This is a genomic window from Streptomyces sp. NPDC001502 (genome assembly GCF_042894785.1).
Classification (GTDB): domain Bacteria; phylum Actinomycetota; class Actinomycetes; order Streptomycetales; family Streptomycetaceae; genus Streptomyces; species Streptomyces kutzneri.
This window is the reverse complement of the sequence record NZ_JBIAVW010000011.1, coordinates 135,517-155,446: the sequence shown is the minus strand read 5'-3', so window position 1 is coordinate 155,446 and position 19,930 is coordinate 135,517. Positions and strand designations below refer to the sequence as shown.

Annotated in this window: 19 protein-coding genes and 2 tRNA genes; 17 read left to right on the top strand and 4 right to left on the bottom strand. The window is 72.0% G+C overall.

The window, feature by feature from the left end:
• The first annotated feature begins 363 nt into the window (after positions 1-363).
• The 8 genes from ACFY0D_RS21310 (at position 364) to ACFY0D_RS21275 (ending at position 8,076) form a co-directional block, all read left to right on the top strand.
• Complete coding sequence (locus ACFY0D_RS21310; protein ID WP_351150595.1) at positions 364-675, top strand: hypothetical protein; 312 nt, start codon at positions 364-366, stop codon at positions 673-675.
• A gap of 164 nt (positions 676-839) precedes the next feature.
• A complete protein-coding gene (locus tag ACFY0D_RS21305; protein WP_390799688.1) occupies positions 840-1,991 on the top strand; it encodes an acyl-CoA dehydrogenase family protein in 1,152 nt (383 codons plus the stop codon).
• Positions 1,988-2,980, top strand: a complete 993-nt coding sequence (locus ACFY0D_RS21300) for a bifunctional MaoC family dehydratase N-terminal/OB-fold nucleic acid binding domain-containing protein (protein WP_390799687.1) — start codon at positions 1,988-1,990, stop codon at positions 2,978-2,980. The genes ACFY0D_RS21305 and ACFY0D_RS21300 overlap by 4 nt, the downstream gene beginning before the upstream one ends.
• A complete protein-coding gene (locus ACFY0D_RS21295; protein WP_390799686.1) occupies positions 2,980-4,038 on the top strand; it encodes an acyl-CoA dehydrogenase family protein in 1,059 nt (352 codons plus the stop codon). Before ACFY0D_RS21300 ends, ACFY0D_RS21295 begins: the two co-directional genes overlap by 1 nt.
• Positions 4,035-4,433, top strand: coding sequence for a MaoC family dehydratase (locus ACFY0D_RS21290; protein ID WP_390799685.1), 399 nt, complete (start codon positions 4,035-4,037; stop codon positions 4,431-4,433). The genes ACFY0D_RS21295 and ACFY0D_RS21290 overlap by 4 nt, the downstream gene beginning before the upstream one ends.
• Complete coding sequence (locus tag ACFY0D_RS21285) at positions 4,430-5,596, top strand: lipid-transfer protein (RefSeq protein ID WP_390799684.1); 1,167 nt, start codon at positions 4,430-4,432, stop codon at positions 5,594-5,596. The genes ACFY0D_RS21290 and ACFY0D_RS21285 overlap by 4 nt, the downstream gene beginning before the upstream one ends.
• Before the next feature lie 134 nt (positions 5,597-5,730).
• The gene (locus tag ACFY0D_RS21280; RefSeq protein WP_390799683.1) at positions 5,731-6,264 is read left to right on the top strand and encodes a SigE family RNA polymerase sigma factor; all 534 of its coding nucleotides are present in this window, start codon (positions 5,731-5,733) and stop codon (positions 6,262-6,264) included.
• A 162-nt stretch (positions 6,265-6,426) separates the two neighbouring features.
• Positions 6,427-8,076: a long-chain fatty acid--CoA ligase gene (locus tag ACFY0D_RS21275; RefSeq protein ID WP_390799682.1), complete on the top strand. Its 1,650-nt coding sequence runs from the start codon at positions 6,427-6,429 to the stop codon at positions 8,074-8,076.
• A gap of 11 nt (positions 8,077-8,087) precedes the next feature.
• Here the strand turns inward: ACFY0D_RS21275 and ACFY0D_RS21270 are convergent, their stop codons facing one another.
• The 3 genes from ACFY0D_RS21270 to ACFY0D_RS21260 form a co-directional block, all read right to left on the bottom strand.
• Complete coding sequence (locus tag ACFY0D_RS21270) at positions 8,088-8,663, bottom strand: antibiotic biosynthesis monooxygenase (RefSeq protein ID WP_301369199.1); 576 nt, start codon at positions 8,661-8,663, stop codon at positions 8,088-8,090.
• Between the two features lie 13 nt (positions 8,664-8,676).
• Positions 8,677-12,030: a PAS domain-containing protein gene (locus tag ACFY0D_RS21265; RefSeq protein WP_390799681.1), complete on the bottom strand. Its 3,354-nt coding sequence runs from the start codon at positions 12,028-12,030 to the stop codon at positions 8,677-8,679.
• 119 nt (positions 12,031-12,149) lie between these two features.
• Positions 12,150-12,575, bottom strand: a complete 426-nt coding sequence (locus ACFY0D_RS21260; RefSeq protein WP_390799680.1) for an SSI family serine proteinase inhibitor — start codon at positions 12,573-12,575, stop codon at positions 12,150-12,152.
• A 186-nt stretch (positions 12,576-12,761) separates the two neighbouring features.
• Between ACFY0D_RS21260 and ACFY0D_RS21255 the strand changes: the two genes are divergently transcribed.
• The 3 genes from ACFY0D_RS21255 to ACFY0D_RS21245 all read left to right on the top strand — a co-directional run bounded on the left by ACFY0D_RS21255 (position 12,762) and on the right by ACFY0D_RS21245 (position 13,720).
• Positions 12,762-12,852, top strand: a tRNA-Ser gene (locus ACFY0D_RS21255).
• A 218-nt stretch (positions 12,853-13,070) separates the two neighbouring features.
• Positions 13,071-13,143 (top strand) — tRNA-Arg (locus ACFY0D_RS21250).
• 211 nt (positions 13,144-13,354) lie between these two features.
• Positions 13,355-13,720 (top strand): PH domain-containing protein, encoded by a 366-nt coding sequence (locus ACFY0D_RS21245; protein ID WP_329100307.1) that lies wholly within the window; start codon positions 13,355-13,357, stop codon positions 13,718-13,720.
• 15 nt (positions 13,721-13,735) lie between these two features.
• Here ACFY0D_RS21245 and ACFY0D_RS21240 read toward each other — a convergent pair whose 3' ends face one another.
• Complete coding sequence (locus ACFY0D_RS21240; RefSeq protein ID WP_390799679.1) at positions 13,736-14,647, bottom strand: SMP-30/gluconolactonase/LRE family protein; 912 nt, start codon at positions 14,645-14,647, stop codon at positions 13,736-13,738.
• A 107-nt stretch (positions 14,648-14,754) separates the two neighbouring features.
• Between ACFY0D_RS21240 and ACFY0D_RS21235 the strand changes: the two genes are divergently transcribed.
• From ACFY0D_RS21235 to ACFY0D_RS21210, 6 genes are all read left to right on the top strand, one after another.
• Positions 14,755-15,189: an Lrp/AsnC family transcriptional regulator gene (locus ACFY0D_RS21235; RefSeq protein WP_033223357.1), complete on the top strand. Its 435-nt coding sequence runs from the start codon at positions 14,755-14,757 to the stop codon at positions 15,187-15,189.
• Positions 15,186-16,079, top strand: a complete 894-nt coding sequence (locus ACFY0D_RS21230) for a DUF2797 domain-containing protein (RefSeq protein WP_390799678.1) — start codon at positions 15,186-15,188, stop codon at positions 16,077-16,079. The genes ACFY0D_RS21235 and ACFY0D_RS21230 overlap by 4 nt, the downstream gene beginning before the upstream one ends.
• A gap of 115 nt (positions 16,080-16,194) precedes the next feature.
• Complete coding sequence (locus ACFY0D_RS21225; protein ID WP_390799677.1) at positions 16,195-16,533, top strand: antibiotic biosynthesis monooxygenase family protein; 339 nt, start codon at positions 16,195-16,197, stop codon at positions 16,531-16,533.
• A complete protein-coding gene (locus ACFY0D_RS21220; RefSeq protein WP_390799676.1) occupies positions 16,517-17,398 on the top strand; it encodes an amidohydrolase family protein in 882 nt (293 codons plus the stop codon). Before ACFY0D_RS21225 ends, ACFY0D_RS21220 begins: the two co-directional genes overlap by 17 nt.
• A gap of 201 nt (positions 17,399-17,599) precedes the next feature.
• The gene (locus tag ACFY0D_RS21215; protein ID WP_390799675.1) at positions 17,600-18,367 is read left to right on the top strand and encodes a response regulator transcription factor; all 768 of its coding nucleotides are present in this window, start codon (positions 17,600-17,602) and stop codon (positions 18,365-18,367) included.
• Entirely contained in the window at positions 18,367-19,905 is a 1,539-nt protein-coding gene (locus ACFY0D_RS21210) for a sensor histidine kinase (protein ID WP_390799674.1), read from the top strand. Before ACFY0D_RS21215 ends, ACFY0D_RS21210 begins: the two co-directional genes overlap by 1 nt.
• The last annotated feature ends 25 nt before the right edge of the window (positions 19,906-19,930 follow it).

Below are 19,930 nucleotides of genomic sequence, written 5' to 3'. Positions count from 1 at the left end.
GGGCGCGCAGGGGGCGTGAAGCTTGGCATTGCAGGGCCGCAGGCCCGGGAGACGGTGGGGTTCCCGGACGGCGCGGCCCTTTTCGGCATGTCCGGGACAGGCGGTTTGGCGGAACGCTTCGTCCCTTGTGTGGCGTGGGGTTCCGCTGCGCCCAGCGTGCTGACCTGGGGCTTCGGGGGCGTGAATGAGGTTTATCCGATGTTGGTCATACTTGCGGGGGAATCGGGGACTCCGGGGTGGTTCGCCGGGGATTCGGTGGGCAACTCTGGTCTCGCGACGTCGTCACCACACGGAACGAACGACCGAGGCGGTCGGCCAACTGCCTTGGAGCAAGTCCCACTTCGGTTTCTGGAGGATAAAGACATGGCAAGCATCCGTACCGCCCGCGTCATCGCCGCCGTCGCCGCGCTCCCCCTCGCCGTCGCTCTCTTCGGCGGGGTTGCGTCGGCCGACAACGGCTCTTTCGCGAACGACGGATCGAATGCGAGCGTCGCCAGCATCATCGGCAGCGGCGTGGGCGGCGACAACAACGGCAACTCGTCCACGTCGCAGCAGGTGGCCACCGGTTCCGGCGCGTCCAACCAGAACAACACCGCTCAGGTGAACGGCTCGGCCTTCACCGCGATCGACCAGTCCAATTCGACCGTCGCGGTCAACTTCTACCCCTGGTGGTAGCCGCGGCCTGAGCCGCTCCGATTCTTGAGGGCGCCCGTGCGACCGGACCGGCTGGGGTCCGGTAGCGCGGGCGCCCTCGCGCATGTCCCCCGACCTTGACATCGCGGGTGAATCTGACGGACAGTCAGGTTCCCTCGATGATGTGATGCCGGGAGGCCAGCGCCGTGCACCTCGCTCCGACCGAAGGCCAGTTGCGGCTCCGCGCCGAACTGCGCGCGTACTTCAAGGACCTGCTGCCGGACGGCCTCCCCGATGACCCGGCCCGCCAGCGCGAACTCCTGCGCCGCATAGGCGCCGACGGGCTCCTCGGCCTCGGCTGGCCCGTCGAGTACGGCGGCCAGGGCCGCGGCGCCGACGAGCAGTTCGTCTTCTTCGACGAGGCCTACCGGGCTGGTGCCCCTGTCTCCATGGTCACGCTGAACACCGTGGGACCGACCCTGATGAAGTACGGGACCGACGAGCAGAAGGACTATTTCCTCCCCCGGATCCTCGCGGGCGACATCGTCTTCGCCATCGGCTACTCCGAACCCGAGGCCGGCACCGACCTCGCCGCCCTGCGCACGCGTGCGGTCCGCGACGGATCCGACTGGCTGATCGACGGCCAGAAGATCTTCACCTCCAACGCCCAGAACGCGGACTGGATCTGGCTCGCCTGCCGCACGGACCCCGCGGCCCCCAAGCACAAGGGCATCTCGATCATCCTGGTGCCCACCGACACCCCGGGCTTCTCCTGGACCCCGATCGACACCGTCGGCGGTCTCACGACCACGGCCACGTACTACGATCGCGTCCGCGTTCCCGCCGGCCATCTCGTCGGCCCCGAGCACGGTGGCTGGGGTCTGATCACCAACCAGCTCAACCACGAGCGCGTCGCCCTCGCAGCCATCGGCATGCAGGCCGAGGACTTCTACACGTACGCGCTCGACCACGCCCGCGCCCCCGACCCGGTCACCGGCGATCGGCCCGCCGACCTCCCCTGGGTGCAGTCCCGGCTCGCCGAGGCGCACGCACGCCTGGCCGCCGTACGCCTCCTCAACTGGCGTCTCGTCCAGGACGTGGGCAGCGGCGCCCTGGCCCCCGGTGACGCCAGCGGGGTGAAGTTCCTCGGCACCGAGTCCACCGTCGAGGTGTACCGGATGTGCCAGGAAGTGGTGGGCGAGGAGGCCCTGATCCGCGGGCCCGCGGCCTTCGCGGGCGGCGAGCTCGAACGGATGAACCGGGCCGCCCAGATCAACACGTTCGGCGGCGGGGTCAGCGAGGTCCAGCGGGAGATCGTCGCCATGATGCGGCTCGGCATGAAGGGGAGGAAGCGATGACGGCGGACGCCGACGCGGACGTGGACGACGTGGACGTGGATGCGGCCGGGGTCGCGGCCGAGACCCAGGCCGAGGAGGCAGCCCGGTTCCACACGCTGCTGGCGGCCTTCGAGGGACAGCCCGCCGCCACCGCGGGCCGGGGCAAGGACGTGGTCAACGAGCCGATGATCCGCCACTGGTGCGAGGCGATGGGCGACGCCAACCCCGGCTACACCGGCCCGGACGCCATCGCGCCGCCCACCATGCTCCAGGCCTGGACCATGGGCGGCCTCTCCGGCCACGCGGACCGCTCCTCCGCCTACGACGAGCTCCTCACGCTCCTCGACGGCGCCGGCTTCACCTCCGTGGTCGCCACCGACTGCGAGCAGGAGTACCACCGCCCCCTGCGCCCCGGTGCCGCGATCACCTTCGACGCCGTGATCGAGACCGTGTCGCCCCGCAAGACGACCAAGCTGGGCACCGGCCACTTCGTGACCACCCGCATGGACGTCCAGGCGGACGGGGAGCTCGCCGGCACCCACCGCTTCCGCATCCTCAAGTACGCTCCCGCCGCCGCTCCGGTGAAGCGGCCCCCGGCACAGCGGCCCCCGTCGCAGCGCCCCCGCCCGGTGATCAACCGCGACAACCAGGGATTCTGGGACGGGGTGCGCGACCACAAGCTGCTGATCCAGCGCTGCACCTCCTGCACTGCCCTCCGCTTCCCGTGGCTCCCCGGCTGCAACGCCTGCGCGAGCCCCGACTGGGACACGGTCGAGGCCTCCGGCGCCGGCACGGTGTTCAGCTACGTCGTCATGCACCACCCACCCTTCCCGGCCTTCGACCCGCCCTACGCCGTCGCACTCGTCGAGCTCGCCGAAGGAGTCCGGATGATCAGCAACATCACCGGCGTGCCCTACGACAAGGTGCGCATCGGCCTCCCCGTCCAGCTGGAGTTCCTGCGCGTCGACGCCGGCCTCGAACTCCCCGTCTTCCGCGGGAGCGAGGGCTGATGGACTTCCACCCCACCGAGGAGCAGGCCGCCGCGGCCGGACTCGCCTCCCGGATCCTCTCCGATCTCGCCACCCACGAGCGGCTCGCCGAAGCCGGCAGCGGCAGCGACGCCGAGCTGTGGAAGGCCCTCACGACGGCCGGACTGACCGCCGCGGTCGAGGAGGTCGGCCTGCTCGGGCTGGTCCTGCTGCTGGAGGAACAGGGCCGCACCACCGCGCAGGTCCCGTACGCCGCCACCTGCGTGTACGGGATCCTCCCCGTGGCCGCCCACGGCAGCCCCGAGCAGCGCGCCCGCCTGCTGCCCGCCCTCGGCACGGGCGAGGCGGTGGCCACCGGGGCGTTCCCGGCGCGCGGCCGGATCACCGCCGAGGGCGGCCGGCTCACCGGGACCGCCCCCGTCGTGCCGTGGCTGCGCGATGCCACGCACGTACTGGTCCCGGACGCGGACCGGGCGCTGTGGCTCGTACGGACCGACGCGCCCGGTGTGCGGACCTCCCCGGTGGAGACCACCGCCCCCTGGTCGGCGGGCCGGCTGACGCTGACCGCGGCCGAGGGCGAACGCCTTGGCTCCGAAGGCGCGTACGAGGACACACTCGCCGCCGCCCGCACCGCCTTCGCCGGGCTCCAGGCGGGCGTCTGCGCGGGCTCTCTCGCCCGCGCGGTGGAATACACCTCCACCCGGGAGCAGTTCGGCAGGCCGCTCTCCACCAACCAGGGAGTCATGCTGCGCGCGGCCGACGCGTACATGGACACCGAGGCGATCCGGGTCACCACGTACGAGGCGGCCTGGCGCATCGACCAGGGTCTTGCGGCACACGAGCACGCGCTGACGGCCGCCTGGTGGGCCTCGGAGGCGGGCAAGCGGGTCGTGCACGCGGGCCAGCACCTGCACGGCGGCATGGGCGCCGACCTGGACCACCCCGTCCACCGGCACTTCCTGTGGGGACGCCAACTGGACGCCTACCTGGGCTGCGGCAGCGAGCTGCTGGCCGAGCTGGGGGCCTCGATCGCGGCGTCCCACGCATTCGCTTCGAGCGCCGAGGGAGAGCAGGCATGAACGTCGGCGACACGCTGCCGCCGCTGGAGGTACCGGTCACCCGCACGCTGATCGTCGCGGGCGCCATCGCCTCCCGCGACTACCAGGACGTGCATCATGACGCGGCGCTCGCGCAGGAGAAGGGCTCCCCGGACATCTTCATGAACATCCTGACCACGAACGGCCTGGTCGGCAGGTACATCACCGACCATCTCGGCCCGCGCGCCGTCCTGCGCAAGGTGGCCATCCGACTCGGCGCCCCCAACTACCCGGGCGACACGATGACCCTCACCGGCACCGTCACCGCCATCTCCGTCACCGCCGTCTCCGGGACCACCATCGAGATCCGGGTCGTCGGCGCCAACGGCATCGGCCACCACGTCACGGGAACGGTCACCGCGGAGGTGCCGGCATGAGCGTCCGCACACGCGACGAGCTCGGCGGCCGCGCCGCCATCGTCGGCATCGGGGCGACCGAGTTCTCCAAGGACTCCGGCCGCAGCGAGCTCAAGCTCGCCGTCGAGGCCGTCCACGCCGCCCTCGACGACGCCGGACTCACCCCCGCCGATGTCGACGGCATGGTCACCTTCACCATGGACACCAGTCCCGAGATCACCGTCGCCCAGGCGGCCGGCATCGGGGACCTGTCCTTCTTCTCCCGTATCCACTACGGCGGCGGCGCCGCCTGCGCCACCGTCCAGCAGGCCGCCCTCGCCGTCGCCACCGGGGTCGCGGAGGTCGTCGTCTGCTACCGCGCCTTCAACGAGCGCTCCGGGCGCCGCTTCGGGTCCGGCGTCCAGCAGCGGGAGCCCTCGGCGGAGGGGGCGGCGCTCGGCTGGTCGCTGCCCTGGGGGCTGCTGACCCCCGCCTCCTGGGTCGCCATGACCGCCCAGCGCTACCTGCACACCTACCACCTCACCCCCGAGGCATTCGGGCACGTCGCGGTCACCGGCCGCCGGCACGCCGCGAACAACCCCGCCGCCTACTTCCACGGCAAGCCCATCACCCTCGCCGACCACGCCGCCTCGCGCTGGATCGTGGAGCCGCTGCGGCTGCTGGACTGCTGCCAGGAGACGGACGGCGGCCAGGCCGTCGTCGTCACCACGACCGAGCGCGCCCGGGACCTGAGACAGGCGCCCGCCGTGATCACCGCGGCCGCGCAGGGCGCAGGGCGCCGCCAGGAGGGCATGACCTCCTTCTACCGTGACGACCTCACCGGGCTGCCGGAGATGGACGTGGTCGCCCGCCAGCTGTGGCGGACCAGTGGGCTGCGGCCCTCGGACATCGACGTCGGCATCCTCTACGACCACTTCACCCCCTTCGTCCTGATGCAGCTGGAGGAGTTCGGCTTCTGCGCGCCGGGGGAGGCGGCGGATTTCGTAGCCGCGGACGCGCTGCCGCTCAACACCCACGGCGGCCAGCTCGGCGAGGCGTACCTGCACGGGATGAACGGCATAGCCGAGGCCGTCCGCCAGCTGCGCGGCACCTCCGTCAACCAGGTCACGGGGGCGGCGCACGCTCTCGTCACGGCCGGTACCGGGGTCCCGACCTCCGGTCTGATCCTCGGCGCCGACGGCTGAGATCCGGGACCCGCGGCCCCCGCCCCCTCCACCTTCAGGGGGTAGGGACCGCCCTGTTCCTACAACCTGAGGTGGATCCACCATCGGCACCTGCGGCCGATCCCAGGGAGGGTGAGCGCTCCTAGCGTGGAGACATGACCACGCCTGTGTGCACGCTCGCCTCGAATCCGACGCCGTACCCGTCGTTCTCGGCGTACGTCCGGACCCGCGGCACGGTCCTGATGCGCACCGCGCGCTCCCTCACCGCCAACCCGTGCGATGCTGAGGACCTGCTCCAGACGGCCCTCGCGAAGACGTACGTGGCCTGGGACCGGATCGAGGACCACCGCGCCCTGGACGGCTACGTCCGTCGGACCCTCGTCAACACCCGTACCTCCCAGTGGCGCAAGCGCAAGGTCGACGAGTTCGCGTGCGACGAGCTTCCGGAGACCGAGGCGGTTTCGGCCTGCGACCCCGCCGAGGCCCAGGCGCTGCGCGATGCGATGTGGCGCGCCGTGACCCGGCTGCCCGACCGGCAGCGGGCCATGGTCGTCCTGCGGTACTACGAGGATCTGAGCGAGGCGCAGACGGCGGAGCTGCTAGGGGTCTCGGTCGGCACGGTCAAGAGCGCGGTCTCCCGCGCGCTGGGCAAGCTCCGCGAGGACCCGGAGCTCCTGCCGGCCCGCTGAGACGGAGGGTGTTTCACGTGAAACGTGAGGACGTCCGGGGATGTTTCACGTGAAACAGGGCCTGGTTTCTACCCCCGGGTAGTGACATGCCGACCGGTACGTGCGCAGAATCGGCAGCATCCGTAGCCGCCGCAGCGCCGCAGCGCTCACCGGGAGGACGCTTTGCTCAGCACCATGCAGGACGTACCGCTCCTCGTCACCCGCATACTCCGACACGGGATGACGATCCACGGGAAGTCCCAGGTCACGACCTGGACCGGGGAGGCCGAGCCGCACCGCCGCAGCTTCGCCGAGATCGGCAACCGCGCCACTCGTCTCGCCGGCGCCCTGCGCGACGAGCTCGGGGTGCAGCAGGACGAGCGGGTCGCCACCCTCATGTGGAACAACGCCGAGCACGTCGAGGCGTACTTCGCGATTCCCTCCATGGGCGCGGTCCTGCACACCCTCAACCTGCGGCTCCCCCCTGAGCAGCTGGTCTTCATCGTCAACCACGCCGCCGACCGGGTGGTGCTGGTCAACGGCACGCTGCTGCCCCTCCTCGCGCCGCTGCTGCCGCACCTGCCGACCATCGAACACGTGGTGGTCAGCGGCATCGGCGACCGTTCCGTGCTCGAAGGCCTGAACGTGCGGGTGCACGAGTACGAGGAGCTCCTCGCGGGCAGTTCCGACAGCTACGCATGGCCCGAGCTGGACGAGCGCCAGGCGGCCGCGATGTGCTACACCTCCGGCACCACCGGGGACCCCAAGGGCGTCGTCTACTCCCACCGCTCGCTCTACCTGCACTCGATGCAGGTCAACATGACCGAGTCGATGGGGCTGACCGACAGGGACACCACCCTCGTCGTGGTCCCGCAGTTCCACGTGAACGCCTGGGGGCTGCCGCACGCCACCTTCATGACCGGTATCAACATGCTGATGCCGGACCGGTTCCTGCAGCCCGCCCCGCTCGCCGAGATGATCGAGCGGGAGAAGCCCACGCACGCCGCGGCGGTCCCCACCATCTGGCAGGGACTGCTGGCCGAGGTCACCGCCAATCCGCGCGACCTGACCTCGATGAAGCAGGTCACCATCGGCGGCGCGGCCTGTCCGCCCTCCCTGATGGAGGCGTACGACAAGCTCGGCGTCCGCGTCTGCCACGCCTGGGGCATGACCGAGACCTCGCCGCTGGGCACGATGGCGCACCCGCCGGCCGGCTTGAGCGCCGAAGAGGAGTGGCCCTACCGGATCACCCAGGGCCGCTTCCCGGCGGGCGTCGAGGCCCGCCTGATCGGCCCCGCCGGCGACCTCCTGCCCTGGGACGGACAGTCGGCGGGCGAGCTGGAGGTACGCGGCAACTGGATCGCAGGCTCCTACTACGGCGGTGCGTCCGGCGAACCCTTCCGGCCCGAGGACAAGTTCAGCGCCGACGGCTGGCTCAAGACCGGCGATGTCGGCGTGATCAGCGCCGACGGCTTCCTCACCCTCACCGACCGCGCCAAGGACGTCATCAAGTCCGGCGGCGAGTGGATCTCCAGCGTGGACCTGGAGAACGCGCTGATGGCGCATCCCGAAGTCGCCGAGGCCGCGGTCGTCGCCGTCCCCGACGAGAAGTGGGGCGAGCGCCCGCTGGCCACGGTCGTCCTGAAGGAGGGCGCGAGCGTGAACTACACGGGTCTGCGCGAGTTCCTCGCCCAGACCGTCGCCAAGTGGCAGCTGCCGGAGCGCTGGACGTTCATCGACGCGGTGCCGAAGACCAGTGTCGGCAAGTTCGACAAGAAGGTGATCCGCAAGCAGTACGCGGACGGAGCGCTGGCCGTCACCAGGCTCGACTGACGACCGGGGGTCTAACCCCGGGTGAGCCACGGCCGCAGCAGTCTGCTGACCGCGGGCATGGCCACGTAGGTCATCAGGGTGCTGAACACGACGGCGAAGGCGGCCGTGCGCAGCACGAAGTGCAGATCCACCAGGTACGGCCCGAGCACCGCGTTGCCGATCAGCGAGATCGGGAAGATGGCCAGCCCCGAGCTGATGACCATCTTCCACCGAGGCGGCGCGGGCCGGGTCGTACCCGGCTTGGCGAACCAGGTCTCCATGCCGTGCAGTTCCCGGCGGGCTATCTCCGTGTGGTGGTGGCCGAGGCAGTTGGAGAACCACTGCGCCCGCTCCGGGGAGTCCTGCCAGCGCTGGAACGCGGCCTGATTGCGGAAGCGGTGGACCAGGAACCACGGTCCGCCCTCCGCCGCCGGACGGAAGAGCCCGTACCCGAGGTGGTCCGGGAAGCCCGCGGCCGTCTCCAGGATGCCGTGGGCCCAGGCCTCGAAGGTCTCCTCGTGGCCGGGCTCCACCTGCCGTGCGATGAGCAGATTCACCTCCCCGTTGTCGGCGGGGACGGTGTGCTCGCTCGTGTTGATGATGGCCATCGGCCCAGGATTCCTAGTTGGTGCCGATCTTGGCGAGCAGGTCCACGATGCGGCCCTGGACGTCCGCCGTGGTGGACCGTTCCGCGAGGAAGAGGACGCTCTCGCCGGAGGCGAGCCGCGGCAGTTCGGCCGGGTCGATGCCGGTCGCGGTGTAGACGACCAGGGGGGTGCGGTTCAGCTGCCCGTTGGCGCGCAGCCAGTCCACGATCCCGGCCCGCCGACGGCGCACCTGCATCAGGTCCATGACCACCAGGTTGGGCCGCATCCGCGTCGCCAGTTCCACGGCGTCGGTGTCGGCACCCGCCCGTGCGACCTGCATGCCGCGCCGCTCCAAGGCGGCGGTCAGCGCGGTCGCGATCTCGTCGTGTTCCTCGATCAGCAGCACCCGGGAAGGGTGCTGTTCGCTGTCACGCGGCGCCAGCGCCTTCAGCAGCACGGCCGGGTCGGCGCCGTACGCCGCCTCGCGCGTGGCATGCCCCAGTCCGGCCGTGACCAGTACGGGGACCTCCGCGGCCACCGCGGCCTGGCGCAGGGACTGCAGGGCCGTCCGGGTGATCGGCCCGGTCAGCGGGTCGACGAACAGCGCGGCGGGGAACGCGGCGATCTGCGCGTCCACCTCCTCGCGCGAGTGCACGATCACCGGCCGGTAGCCGCGGTCGCTCAGCGCCTGCTGCGTCTGCACATCGGGCGCGGGCCACACCAGGAGCCGGCGCGGGTTGTCCAGGGGCTCCGGCGGCAGCTCGTCGTCCACGGGCCGCGGCACGGGCCGGTTGACGACCTCGACGGCGCCGCCCGGACCGTCCAGCGGCTCGGGGCCCTCGTCGGAGCCGGCTTCGGGCGCCCCTATGGCGAAGGCGCGGCCCTGCGGGGCGGGCTCGGCGAGCCGGCGACGGCGGCCGGAGCCGGAGGCCGCCCCGGACCCGGAGGCCGGGCCGGAGCCGCCCGGGTCGACGGAGATGCCCTGGCCGAGGGTGCCGAGTGCGCGCACGCTGATCGGCTGCGCGGCCTGGCCCTCCGCCGGGGTGTCCTGCGGCCGACGCGCGCCGGGGAGCGCCACCTGGCCGGGGGCCTCGTCCTCCTCTGGAGCGGTACGGGCCGCCGGAACCGGCCACGCCGGGGCGCCGGCCAGCGCGCGGCGCCGCCCGGTCGGGTTTTCGGCGGACTCGGCGGGCTGCGCAGCGGCAGCAGCGGGAGCGGCCTCGGCCTCGGGCTCGGCGGCCGGGGCGCCCAGCACCCGGCGACCACGCCGCCCGGCCGGGGTGTCGGCGTCGGAGTCGGCCGCGGCGGGAGCCGGTGTCGGGCCGGCGGGCAGTGCGAAGCCGCCCTCGGGAGCGATGGGCCGCGCGGGAGCGGGCGCCGGCCCGAGCCCGGTCGCGGGGACGGGGCCGCCGGGCTGCGCCGGACCGGCCGGACCCAGTGCCCGGCGCCGCCCGGCGGGATGTTCGGTCACCGGAACCGGGGGCACCGCGGGTACGGGCGGGAGCGCGGGCATGGCGGTGCCCTGCGGGGGCACGGGCCGCCCGGGGCCGTCGTGCCCGGTGGTGCCCTCGGCCCCGTCGCTGCCGTCACCGGCCCGGCCGCGCCTGCGTCCGGTGCCCAGTCCCGCCGGGTTCACCGGGGACTGCGCGAGTTCGGGGCCCGACTCGGGCGCGTCGCCGGCCTCGCCCGCGCGCCGCCGCCCGGAAGGCAGCGCCAGCGCGCCACCCCCCTGCGCGGCCTGCGCGGCCTGCGCGGCCTGCGCGGCCTGCGCCGCCTCGGGGCCGGGGGTCTCGTCGTCCAGGAAGGCGTCCACCCCGCGCCGGCCACGCCGGCCGCCGGAGACCTTGCCGGGAGCCGCGCCCCCGGCCGTCCCCGCGCCGTCCGTGGCCGGACCGGCCGGGGGCTCCTCCGCCGGCTCCGGCAGGGTCACCGTCCCGGCACCCGAGCCGAGCGGGAGCTCCAGCACGTACGCCCCGCCGGGCGCGCCCGGAACCTCCACCGTCTGCAGCACACCGCCGTGCGCGGCCACGATCCCCCGCACGATCGGCTCGTGGACCGGGTTCCCGCCCTCGTACGGCCCGCGCACCTCGATGCGTACGACATCGCCGCGCTGCGCGGCGGCCACCACGATCGTCGAATCGCTGTAGCCGCTGCCCTGGCGGGTCTTGCCGGTCGCGTCCACCCCGGCCACGTCCGCGATCAGGTGGGCGAGCGCGGTCGAGATCCGGTCCCCGTCCACCTCGGCCTCGATGGTCGGCGCGTGGACGGCGAACTGCGCGCGGCCCGGACCGATCAGCTCGACGGCCCCGTCGACGCCCGCCGCGACGACGGTGTTGATCAGGACCTTCTTCTTCGCGAGCCGGTCCCGGCCGGTGTCCAGGCGCTGGTAGCCGAGGACGTTGTCCACCAGCGTGGTCATCCGTGAGTACCCGGCGGCCAGGTGGTGCAGCAGCTGGTTGGCTTCGGGCCACAGCTGTCCGGCGTCGTCGGCGGCCAGCGTCGCCAGCTCACCGCGCAGCTCGTCCAGAGGCCCGCGCAGGGATTCGCCGAGGACGGCCATCAGCTGTGCGTGCCGCGCGGCGAGGGCGTCGTAGGGCCGCCGGTCGGTGAAGGTCATGACGGCGCCGACGAGCTGCTCCCCGTCCCGTACGGGCGAGGTGGTCAGGTCGACGGCGACCGGCTGTCCCGCCTTGTTCCACAGCACCTGCCCGCGGACGCGGTGCTTGCGCCCGCTGCGCAGGGTGTCGGCGAGCGGGGACTCCTCGAAGGGGAACGGGGAGCCGTCGGCGCGGGAGTGCTGGATGAGGCCGTGCAGTTCGCGGTTGCCGAGGTCGGTGGCGCGGTAGCCGAGGATCTGGGCGGCGGCCGGGTTGACCAGCACCACCCGTCCGTCGGTGTCGGTGCCCACGACGCCCTCGGCGGCGGCGCGCAGGATCATCTCGGTCTGCCGCTGCGAGCGGGCCAGCTCGGCCTCGGTGTCCACGGTCTGCGAGAGGTCACGGACCACGAGCATCAGCAGCTCGTCGCCCGTGTACGAGGGTTGCGGCTCGCGGTAGGCGTCGCGTCCGTCGAGATGGGCGCTGGTGAGCTCGACGGGGAACTCGGAGCCGTCGGTACGCCGCGCGATCATCCGCTTGGGTTCGGTGCGGCCGCCGTCGTCCTCGCCGGGCCGGCGCATGGAGCCGGGGATCAGCTTGGAGTCGAACTCGGGCAGGAGGTCGAGCACGCCCCGGCCGACGAGCCCGGTACCGGGGCTCTCCATGATCTCGAGCGCGATCGAATTGGCGTTGACGACCGTGCCGTTGGCGTTGACGAGCAACAGCGCGTCCGGAAGAGCGTCGAGTATTGCTGCGAGGCGAGCAGCGCCTCGGGATGGCCTGCTGCTCACGACGAGCTTCCTCCCTGACCACAACTACCGGCAAGTCACGGGAGGAGTCTAAGGCCACAGGCCCGCGATGGGGTGGCCGATGTGTGGCGGATACCGCCCATCCCGCGCATCCTCCCAGGTCAGGAACGCCCACTCGGAAGCAGAGGTTCCAACTCGTCCCAGCGGCGGATCTCGCATCCGTTGGTCCGCCGGAACGTGGCGTCCACCTTGTGGCCGTTCCAGGTTCCGGTGATCCGGGCGGTTGCGGGGCCCCCGTGCTGCATGGTGCAGAGCTGCCGCTTGGAGACGGGGGCGAAGGGGTCCTTCCCCTCGCGGGCGAACTGATCCAGCCGGGCGCAGGCGCCTTCCGCCTCCGGGTGGTCGCCGCCGACGGGGCCGCATTCGAGCCGGTACTCCCGGTCCAGCCGGCGGTTTCCGGTGTCGGCCATGGCGATGGTGAGGCGGTCGGGTGTCGCCAGCAGCCGGCCCAGCGGGAGCGGGGGCAGTGGCCCGGCCACCGTGGCGGCCAGGGCGGAGGTGACGGCGAAGGCGGCGAGACGCAGCATGGGGCACTCCAGGTCGTCCGTACGTCGTACGCCTGCCCAACGACGCGGGCGCGCTGACGTTGCGTGCCGCGGCCGCTTTAAGGCTTTGCCCTCGGGCCGTCCCGCCTAGTACCGTGGGAGCGGATTGGTGAGGGGCCCTGCGCCTGTGTCATCATCTGCACGCACCCTCGTACGCGGGGGTGTGCTGGAGGCGTCGCCTAGTCCGGTCTATGGCGCCGCACTGCTAATGCGGTTTGGGTCTTACCGCCCATCGAGGGTTCAAATCCCTCCGCCTCCGCACCTCATCGAAGCCCCGGTCCTGACGGACCGGGGCTTCGATGCATTCCGGGGCGATCCGGTCCGCTCAGCCCTCTCCGCGAACCCATCCGGATGATCTCCATCCGGCTCGTTTCCGCAGGTCAGTACGGGTTTGGCTAATGGATTTCGCGTCCCGGCGAGGTCCATGTATTGTTGTTCTCGCAAGGCCAGCGGGGCGCAAAACCCCGGGAAGCCCAAGCACTCGTAGCTTAACGGATAGAGCATCTGACTACGGATCAGAAGGTTGCAGGTTCGAATCCTGCCGAGTGCACAGCAGGACAGAGGCCCCCAGGAGAAATCCTGGGGGCCTCTGTCGTATGTCCTGACGGCCCGCCGTCTCCTCCTTGATGGGGACGGGGTCCCCCGGAAGATGTCAGGGCCGGGATGGCTCCGGCGGGGGACGTGGACGAGGGGCCGGCCTCGGTACGGTTTCTGGAGATCGTCCGAATCCGGAGATCCGGAGCTGGAAAACGGGGGCACTCATGGGACTGTTCGGGAACGCGCACACCGTCGACCCTGTGTCGGCGCAGCGGGACTACGCGCGGCTGCTGGGCCAGGGGGAGCAGGTGCATGCCGCGTACCTGCTGATCCGGGACACGATCCTGTTCACCGACCGGCGGCTGGTGCTCGTTGACAAGCAGGGGCTCACGGGGAAGAAGGTGGAGTACCACTCCATCCCGTACCGGAGCATCACGCACTTTTCGGTTGAGACCGCCGGGCACTTCGATCTCGACGCCGAGCTCAAGATCTGGATATCCGGCAGCTCGGCGCCGATCGAGAAGACCTTCACCAAGGGCGTCGACATCTACGAGGTGCAGGCGATCCTGACCCAGTTCGTCGCCCGGTAGGCGGCGGCCCGGCCCTCAGAGGGCCCGGGGCAGGCCGGTCACCGACATCACCAGGGAGTAGAGGGAGGTGGTGGCGGTGATGAAGAGGCGGTTGTTCTTGGCTCCGCCGAACGCGATGTTCGAGACCGGTTCGGGGACGCGCAGGCGGCCGATCAGGGTGCCGTCCGCGGCGTAGCACTGGACGCCGTTCTCCATCGCGGCCGCCCACAGTCGGCCTTCGTCGTCGAAGCGGATGTTGTCGACCCCGGGGCAGGTGGTGAAGACGCGGTCGTCGGTGAGGGTGCCGTCGTCGGCGACCTTGAAGGCGCGGATGTGGCCGGCCCGGGTGTCCGCGGCGTACAGCTCGCTCTCGTCGGGGGAGAAGACCAGGCCGTTGGGGCCGAGGAAGCCGTCGGCGACCGTCCGGACCTCGCCGGTCGAGGGGTCGGCCCGGTAGAGGTTGCAGGCGCCGATCTCGCCGGGTGCGCGGTGGCCCTCGTAATCGCTGGTGATGCCGAAGTCCGGGTCGGAGAACCAGACGGAGCCGTCCGAGCGGACGACCGCGTCGTTCGGGCTGTTGAGCCGCTTGCCGTCGAAGCGGTCGGCGATGACGGTGAGGCTGCCGTCCGGTTCGGTGCGGGTGACGCGCCGGTTGCCCTGCTCACAGGTGATCAGGCGGCCCTCGCGGTCCAGGGTGTTGCCGTTGGAGTGGCCGGCCGGGGAGCGGAAGACGGAGACGGCGCCGGTCGCCTCGTCCCAGCGCAGCATCCGGTCGTTGGGGATGTCGCTCCACACCAGTTGCCGCCAGGCGGGCAGGTAGAGCGGGCCCTCCGCCCAGCGGCAGTCGTCATAGAGCCGGTCCAGCCGGGCGTCGCCGTTGGCGCAGCGGCCGGCCTGGAAGCGTTCGTCCAGAATCTCGTACAAGGTGAGGTCGGCTATGGCAGACATGATTCCCCCTGGAAGAGTCACACCGAATTCTGTTCGGTCTGATGGTGAGATTGCAGGATCAGGTACCGTCTTCGCAAGGGTCGACAGACCCATGAGAGGAAGATTGCGTGGACGACATCGACCGTGCGCTCGTCCTGCGCCTGCAACAGGACGCCGGCCAGTCGTACGCCGCTCTCGGCACGGCCGTCGGGCTCTCGGCGGGGGCCACTCACGAGCGGGTACGGAAACTGCGCGAGCGCGGGGTGATCCGGCGGACCACCGTCGACGTCGACCCGGCGGCCGTGGGCAGCGGAGTCCTGGCCTACGTGATGGTCGACTCCAACGCCTGGATGGGTGAGTCCGGTGCCGATTTCGCCGCGATCCCCGAGATCCAGGAGGCGCACATCATCGCGGGCAGCGCGTCCGTGCTGGTCAAGGTGCGTACGGCCTCGACCGAACAGCTGCAGGACGTGCTGCGTCGGCTCTACGCCATCGACGGCGTCAGCGGGACGCACGCCACCGTCGTCCTGGACACCTTCTTCGAGCGGCCGCTCCCGCTGTGACCTGGTGGTGCACCGGGATCCGGTGGAAGGACGGCCGACCCGCCATCGGGTGGTACGGGGAGGGGCGCGGCGAGCGGGTGAGCGAGCTCGCGTACGGGCAGCCGATCGCCTTCGCCGCCCGCGGGGAGCGGCACTGCCTCGGTGTGCGGCGGGCCGGGAAGCGGACGCCCTGCCCCACCGTGGAGACCGTGCCGGGCCGCGCCGGGAACGCGCAGTGCCCCGAATGCGCCCGCCTCGACCGGTCGTTCTCCGTGGCGGCCGACACCAACGCCGCCGATCCGCGCACCTACCGGGTCTACCTGGCCTGGTTCGGTCCCGGCATGGTCAAGGTCGGGATCACCGCCGAGGAGCGCGGCTCGGCCCGGCTGCTGGAGCAGGGAGCGGTGGCCTGGGCCTGGCTCGGCCGCGGTCCGCTGATGGCCACCCGGCGCACCGAGGAACTGCTGCGGGCGGCGCTCGGGGTGCCCGACCGGATCGCGTACGCCCGCAAGCGCGGAGTACGGGCCCATCTGCCGGCCGCGCCTGATCGGGCCCGGGAGGTCGCCGAGCTGCACGCACGGGCGGCGGCGCTGGCCGGGTGGCCGGAGTCGCTGGAGCGGGTGGAGTGCGAAGTGGCCGACCACGCGCGGGCGTTCGGGCTGGACGCCCTGCCGGGCCTGCCCGGGCCGGCGCGAGTGCTCACCGAGATGGTGTCCGGCGGGTCCGTCGTGGGCCGGCTGGCGGGCGCGGCCGGTCCCGATCTGCACCTCGCCGACGGGCTCGTGGTGGACACCCGGCTGCTGGCGGGCTGGGAGCTCACCGCTCCCGGGGACGAGGCCGTGACCTCGGTCCCGACGGCGCAGATCCCGTCCGCCTCCGCGGCTCCCACCGAGCAGGGCGGGCTGTTCTGACACCGGTGGACCGCATCTCGGATCGTGGCGGCCATGGTCAAAACTTGGATCCCTTTGGCCTTTCGGGGCCGATTCCGGTGGACATGCCAGGGGCGCTCCGCCGAGGGTGTTCGACATGACCACTCAGCCGGTACCGGCCTTCGAACCGCCTTATGTCATGGCCGTTTTCAGCAACATCCGCACCGACGACGACAGCGGATACCCCGAGGTCCTCGCACGGATGAAGGAGATCGTCCGGACGAACCCGGGATACCTCGGCTACGAGTCCGCGCGTACCCCCGGAGGCCGCGGCATCACCGTCGCCTACTTCCGCGACCACGAGTCCCTCACCGTGTGGCGGGAGGACCTGGAGCACCAGGCGGCCATGAAGCAGGGCCGCTCCGACTGGTACGACAGCTACACCCTGCACGTCGCGACCGTCGAGCGGAGCCACGGCTTTGTCCGCAACGGCTGAGGCGGTCCGCGCCTTCCGGGAGCGGCTCGGGCTGCCCGGACTGGTCGACGTCCACACCCACTTCATGCCCGAGCGGGTCCTGGACAAGGTGTGGGACTACTTCGACGCGGTCGGCCCGCTGACCGGCGTCGAGTGGCCCATCACCTACCGGCACGAGGAGGAGCAGCGCGTCGCGCTCCTGCGGGAGTTCGGGGTCCGGGCCTTCACCGCCATGCTCTACCCGCACAAGCCGGCGATGGCCGCCTGGCTCAACGCCTGGTCGGCCGATTTCGCCGCCCGCACCCCCGACTGCCTGCACACCGCGACGTTCTTCCCGGAGGAGGGCGTGAGCGCGTACGTCCGCCAGGCCGTCGAGTCCGGAGCCCGGATCTTCAAGTCACACCTCCAGGTCGGCGGCTACGACCCGAACGACGACCGGCTCGACCCCGTCTGGGGGCTGCTCGCCGAGGCCGGCCTCCCGATCGTGATCCACTGCGCCTCCGGACCCGTCCCGGGCAAGCACACCGGACCCGAGCCGATCGCCCGGCTGCTGGCCCGCCACCCGAGGCTGCCGCTGGTCATCGCCCACATGGGCATGCCCGAGTACGCCGATTTCCTCGACCTCGCCGACCGGTACGCCGAGGTGCGCCTGGACACCACCATGGCCTTCACCGACTTCTCCGAGCAGATGTACGGCTTCCCGCCCGGGGATCTCGGACGCCTCGCGGACCTCGGCGACCGGATCCTCCTCGGCACCGACTTCCCGAACATCCCCTACCCCTACGAGCACCAGCTCGCCGCGCTCGAACGGCTCGGCCTCGGCGACGCCTGGCTGCGGGCGGTCTGCCACGACAACGGCGCCCGGCTGTTCCGCCTCGACGGCTGACGCCTCTGCGCCCTGCCTCTGCGCCCTGCCCCTGCGCCCTGCCCCTGCGCCCTGCCCCTGCGCCCTGCCCCTGCGCCCTGCCCCTGCGCCCTGCTCCGGTGCCCGGCCCCGGCGGCCTGCCTTCCTTCCCGGATTCCTTTCTCAGGAAATTCACAGGAAGGCACAAGAACGCTCTCAGAGGCACGAGACAGCGTGATCGGTATGACTGCGACGACCACCTCCCATGCGTCCACGTCCACCAACCACCCCACGGCCCTGGTGCGGCCCGACGGCGGCCCCTGCCGGGTACTCGTCGTCGACGACGAGGCCTCGCTCTCCGAGCTGCTGTCCATGGCCCTGCGCTACGAGGGCTGCGAGGTGCGCACCGCCGGCGACGGGGCGGGCGCGGTACGGGCGGCACGCGAGTTCCGGCCCGACGTGGTCGTCCTCGACATCATGCTTCCCGACATGGACGGCCTGGCCGTCCTCGGGCGCCTGCGCCGGGAGATCCCCCAGGTGCCCGTGCTGTTCCTGACCGCCAAGGACTCGTTGGAGGACCGGATCGCGGGCCTCACGGCGGGCGGCGACGACTACGTCACCAAGCCCTTCAGCCTGGAGGAGGTCGTGGCCCGCCTGCGCGGCCTGGTCCGGCGCTCCGGCGCGGCACAGGCCGCGCGCGGCGGTTCGGTGCTGACCGTCGGCGATCTGCGGCTGGACGAGGACAGCCACGAGGTGGTCCGGGGCGGCCGGGAGATCCACCTGACCGCCACCGAGTTCGAGCTGCTGCGCTACCTGATGCGCAACCCCCGGCGCGTGCTGAGCAAGGCGCAGATCCTGGACCGGGTGTGGTCCTACGACTTCGGCGGCCAGGCCAATGTGGTCGAGCTCTACATCTCCTACCTGCGCAGGAAGCTGGACAGCGGCCTCGGTATGCCGCCGATGATCCACACCCGGCGCGGCGCCGGTTACCTGATCAAGCCGGCCGAGTAGTGGCCTTCCGCACGAAACGGCGACCACGCGGCCGCCGGCCCTGGTCGCTGCGTACCCGGCTCGTCGTCTCGGCGGTGGTGCTGATCGCCGTCGTGGGTGCGGCCATCGGGACCGTCACCACCTTCGCCCTGCGCTCGTACCTGGTCACCGAGCTCGACGATCAGCTGAAGGCTTCCGTGAGGATGGCCGTCCGTGCCCCGGGCGGGAAGCCGGCCCGGGAGAACAGCGCCGGCTTCGTCATGGCTCCCGGCAGCCCGCTGGACGCCGCCGGGATCCGGCTCGATCCCGCCGGGACCCTCCTCGGGACGGCTCGCAACGTCCGCGCCGAGGGATGGTCGGTCGAGCAGCCGCCGCCGCTGACCGAGGCCCAGGGCAAAGCCCTCGCCCAGGCCGCCCGGACGGTCGCGGAAGGCAGGCCGGAGCCGGTGGACGCGGAGCTCCCGGGCCTCGGCAGCTACCGGGTGCTGCTCGCGCCCGACGGCACTCTCGCCCTCGGTTTCCCCCTGAGTGACGTCGACTCCACCGTGCGCACCCTGATCGGGGTGGAGCTGTGCGTCACCCTGGCCGGGCTGATCGCGGCCTCCCTCGCCGGGCAGGCCCTGGTCGGGGTCGCGCTGCGCCCGCTGCGCCGGGTCGCCGCCACCGCCACCCGGGTCTCCGAACTTCCCCTGGACAAGGGCGAACCCGCCCTCCACGAGCGGGTCCCGGACGCCGAGGCGGACCCCCGCACCGAAGTGGGCCAGGTCGGCGCGGCCCTCAACCGGATGCTGGGCCATGTCTCCTCCGCCCTCACCGCCCGCCAGCAGAGCGAGATGCAGGTCCGGCAGTTCGTCGCCGACGCCAGCCACGAGCTGCGCACCCCGCTGGCCTCCATCCGCGGCTACGCCGAACTGACCCGCCGGGGCCGGGAGGAACCCGGTCCCGACACCCGGCACGCCCTGGGCCGGATCGAATCCGAGGCCACCCGGATGACCGGCCTGGTCGAGGACCTGCTGCTGCTGGCCCGGCTCGACGGGGGCCGCCCGCTCTCCACCGGTGACGCCGACACCGACCTGGCCCCACTCGTCGTCGACGCCGTCAGCGACGCCCGGGCCGCGGGCCCCGGGCACCACTGGCGCCTGAGCCTGCCCGAGGAACCGGCCCCGATCCGGGCCGACCCGGCACGGATCCAGCAAGTGCTGGTCAACCTGCTCGCCAACGCCCGTACGCACACCCCTCCGGGCACCACCGTCACCGCGCACGTTTCACGTGAAACATCCGCCGTCCGGCTGCGGATCGAGGACGACGGGCCCGGCATCGCACCCGACCTGCTCCCCCGCGTCTTCGAGCGCTTCGCCCGCGGCGACGCCTCCCGCTCCCGCGCGGCGGGCTCCACCGGACTCGGGCTGGCCATCGTCCAGGCCGTGGTCACCGCGCACGGCGGGCGGGTCGGCGTACGGAGCGAGCCCGGACGGACCTGTTTCGAGGTCCTGCTGCCGCACGCGCAGCCGGACCGGACGGACTCACAGGCAGGGCACAGGCTCAGCACACAGCGGTGACAGGGCGCCCCGCCAGTGTCGGACC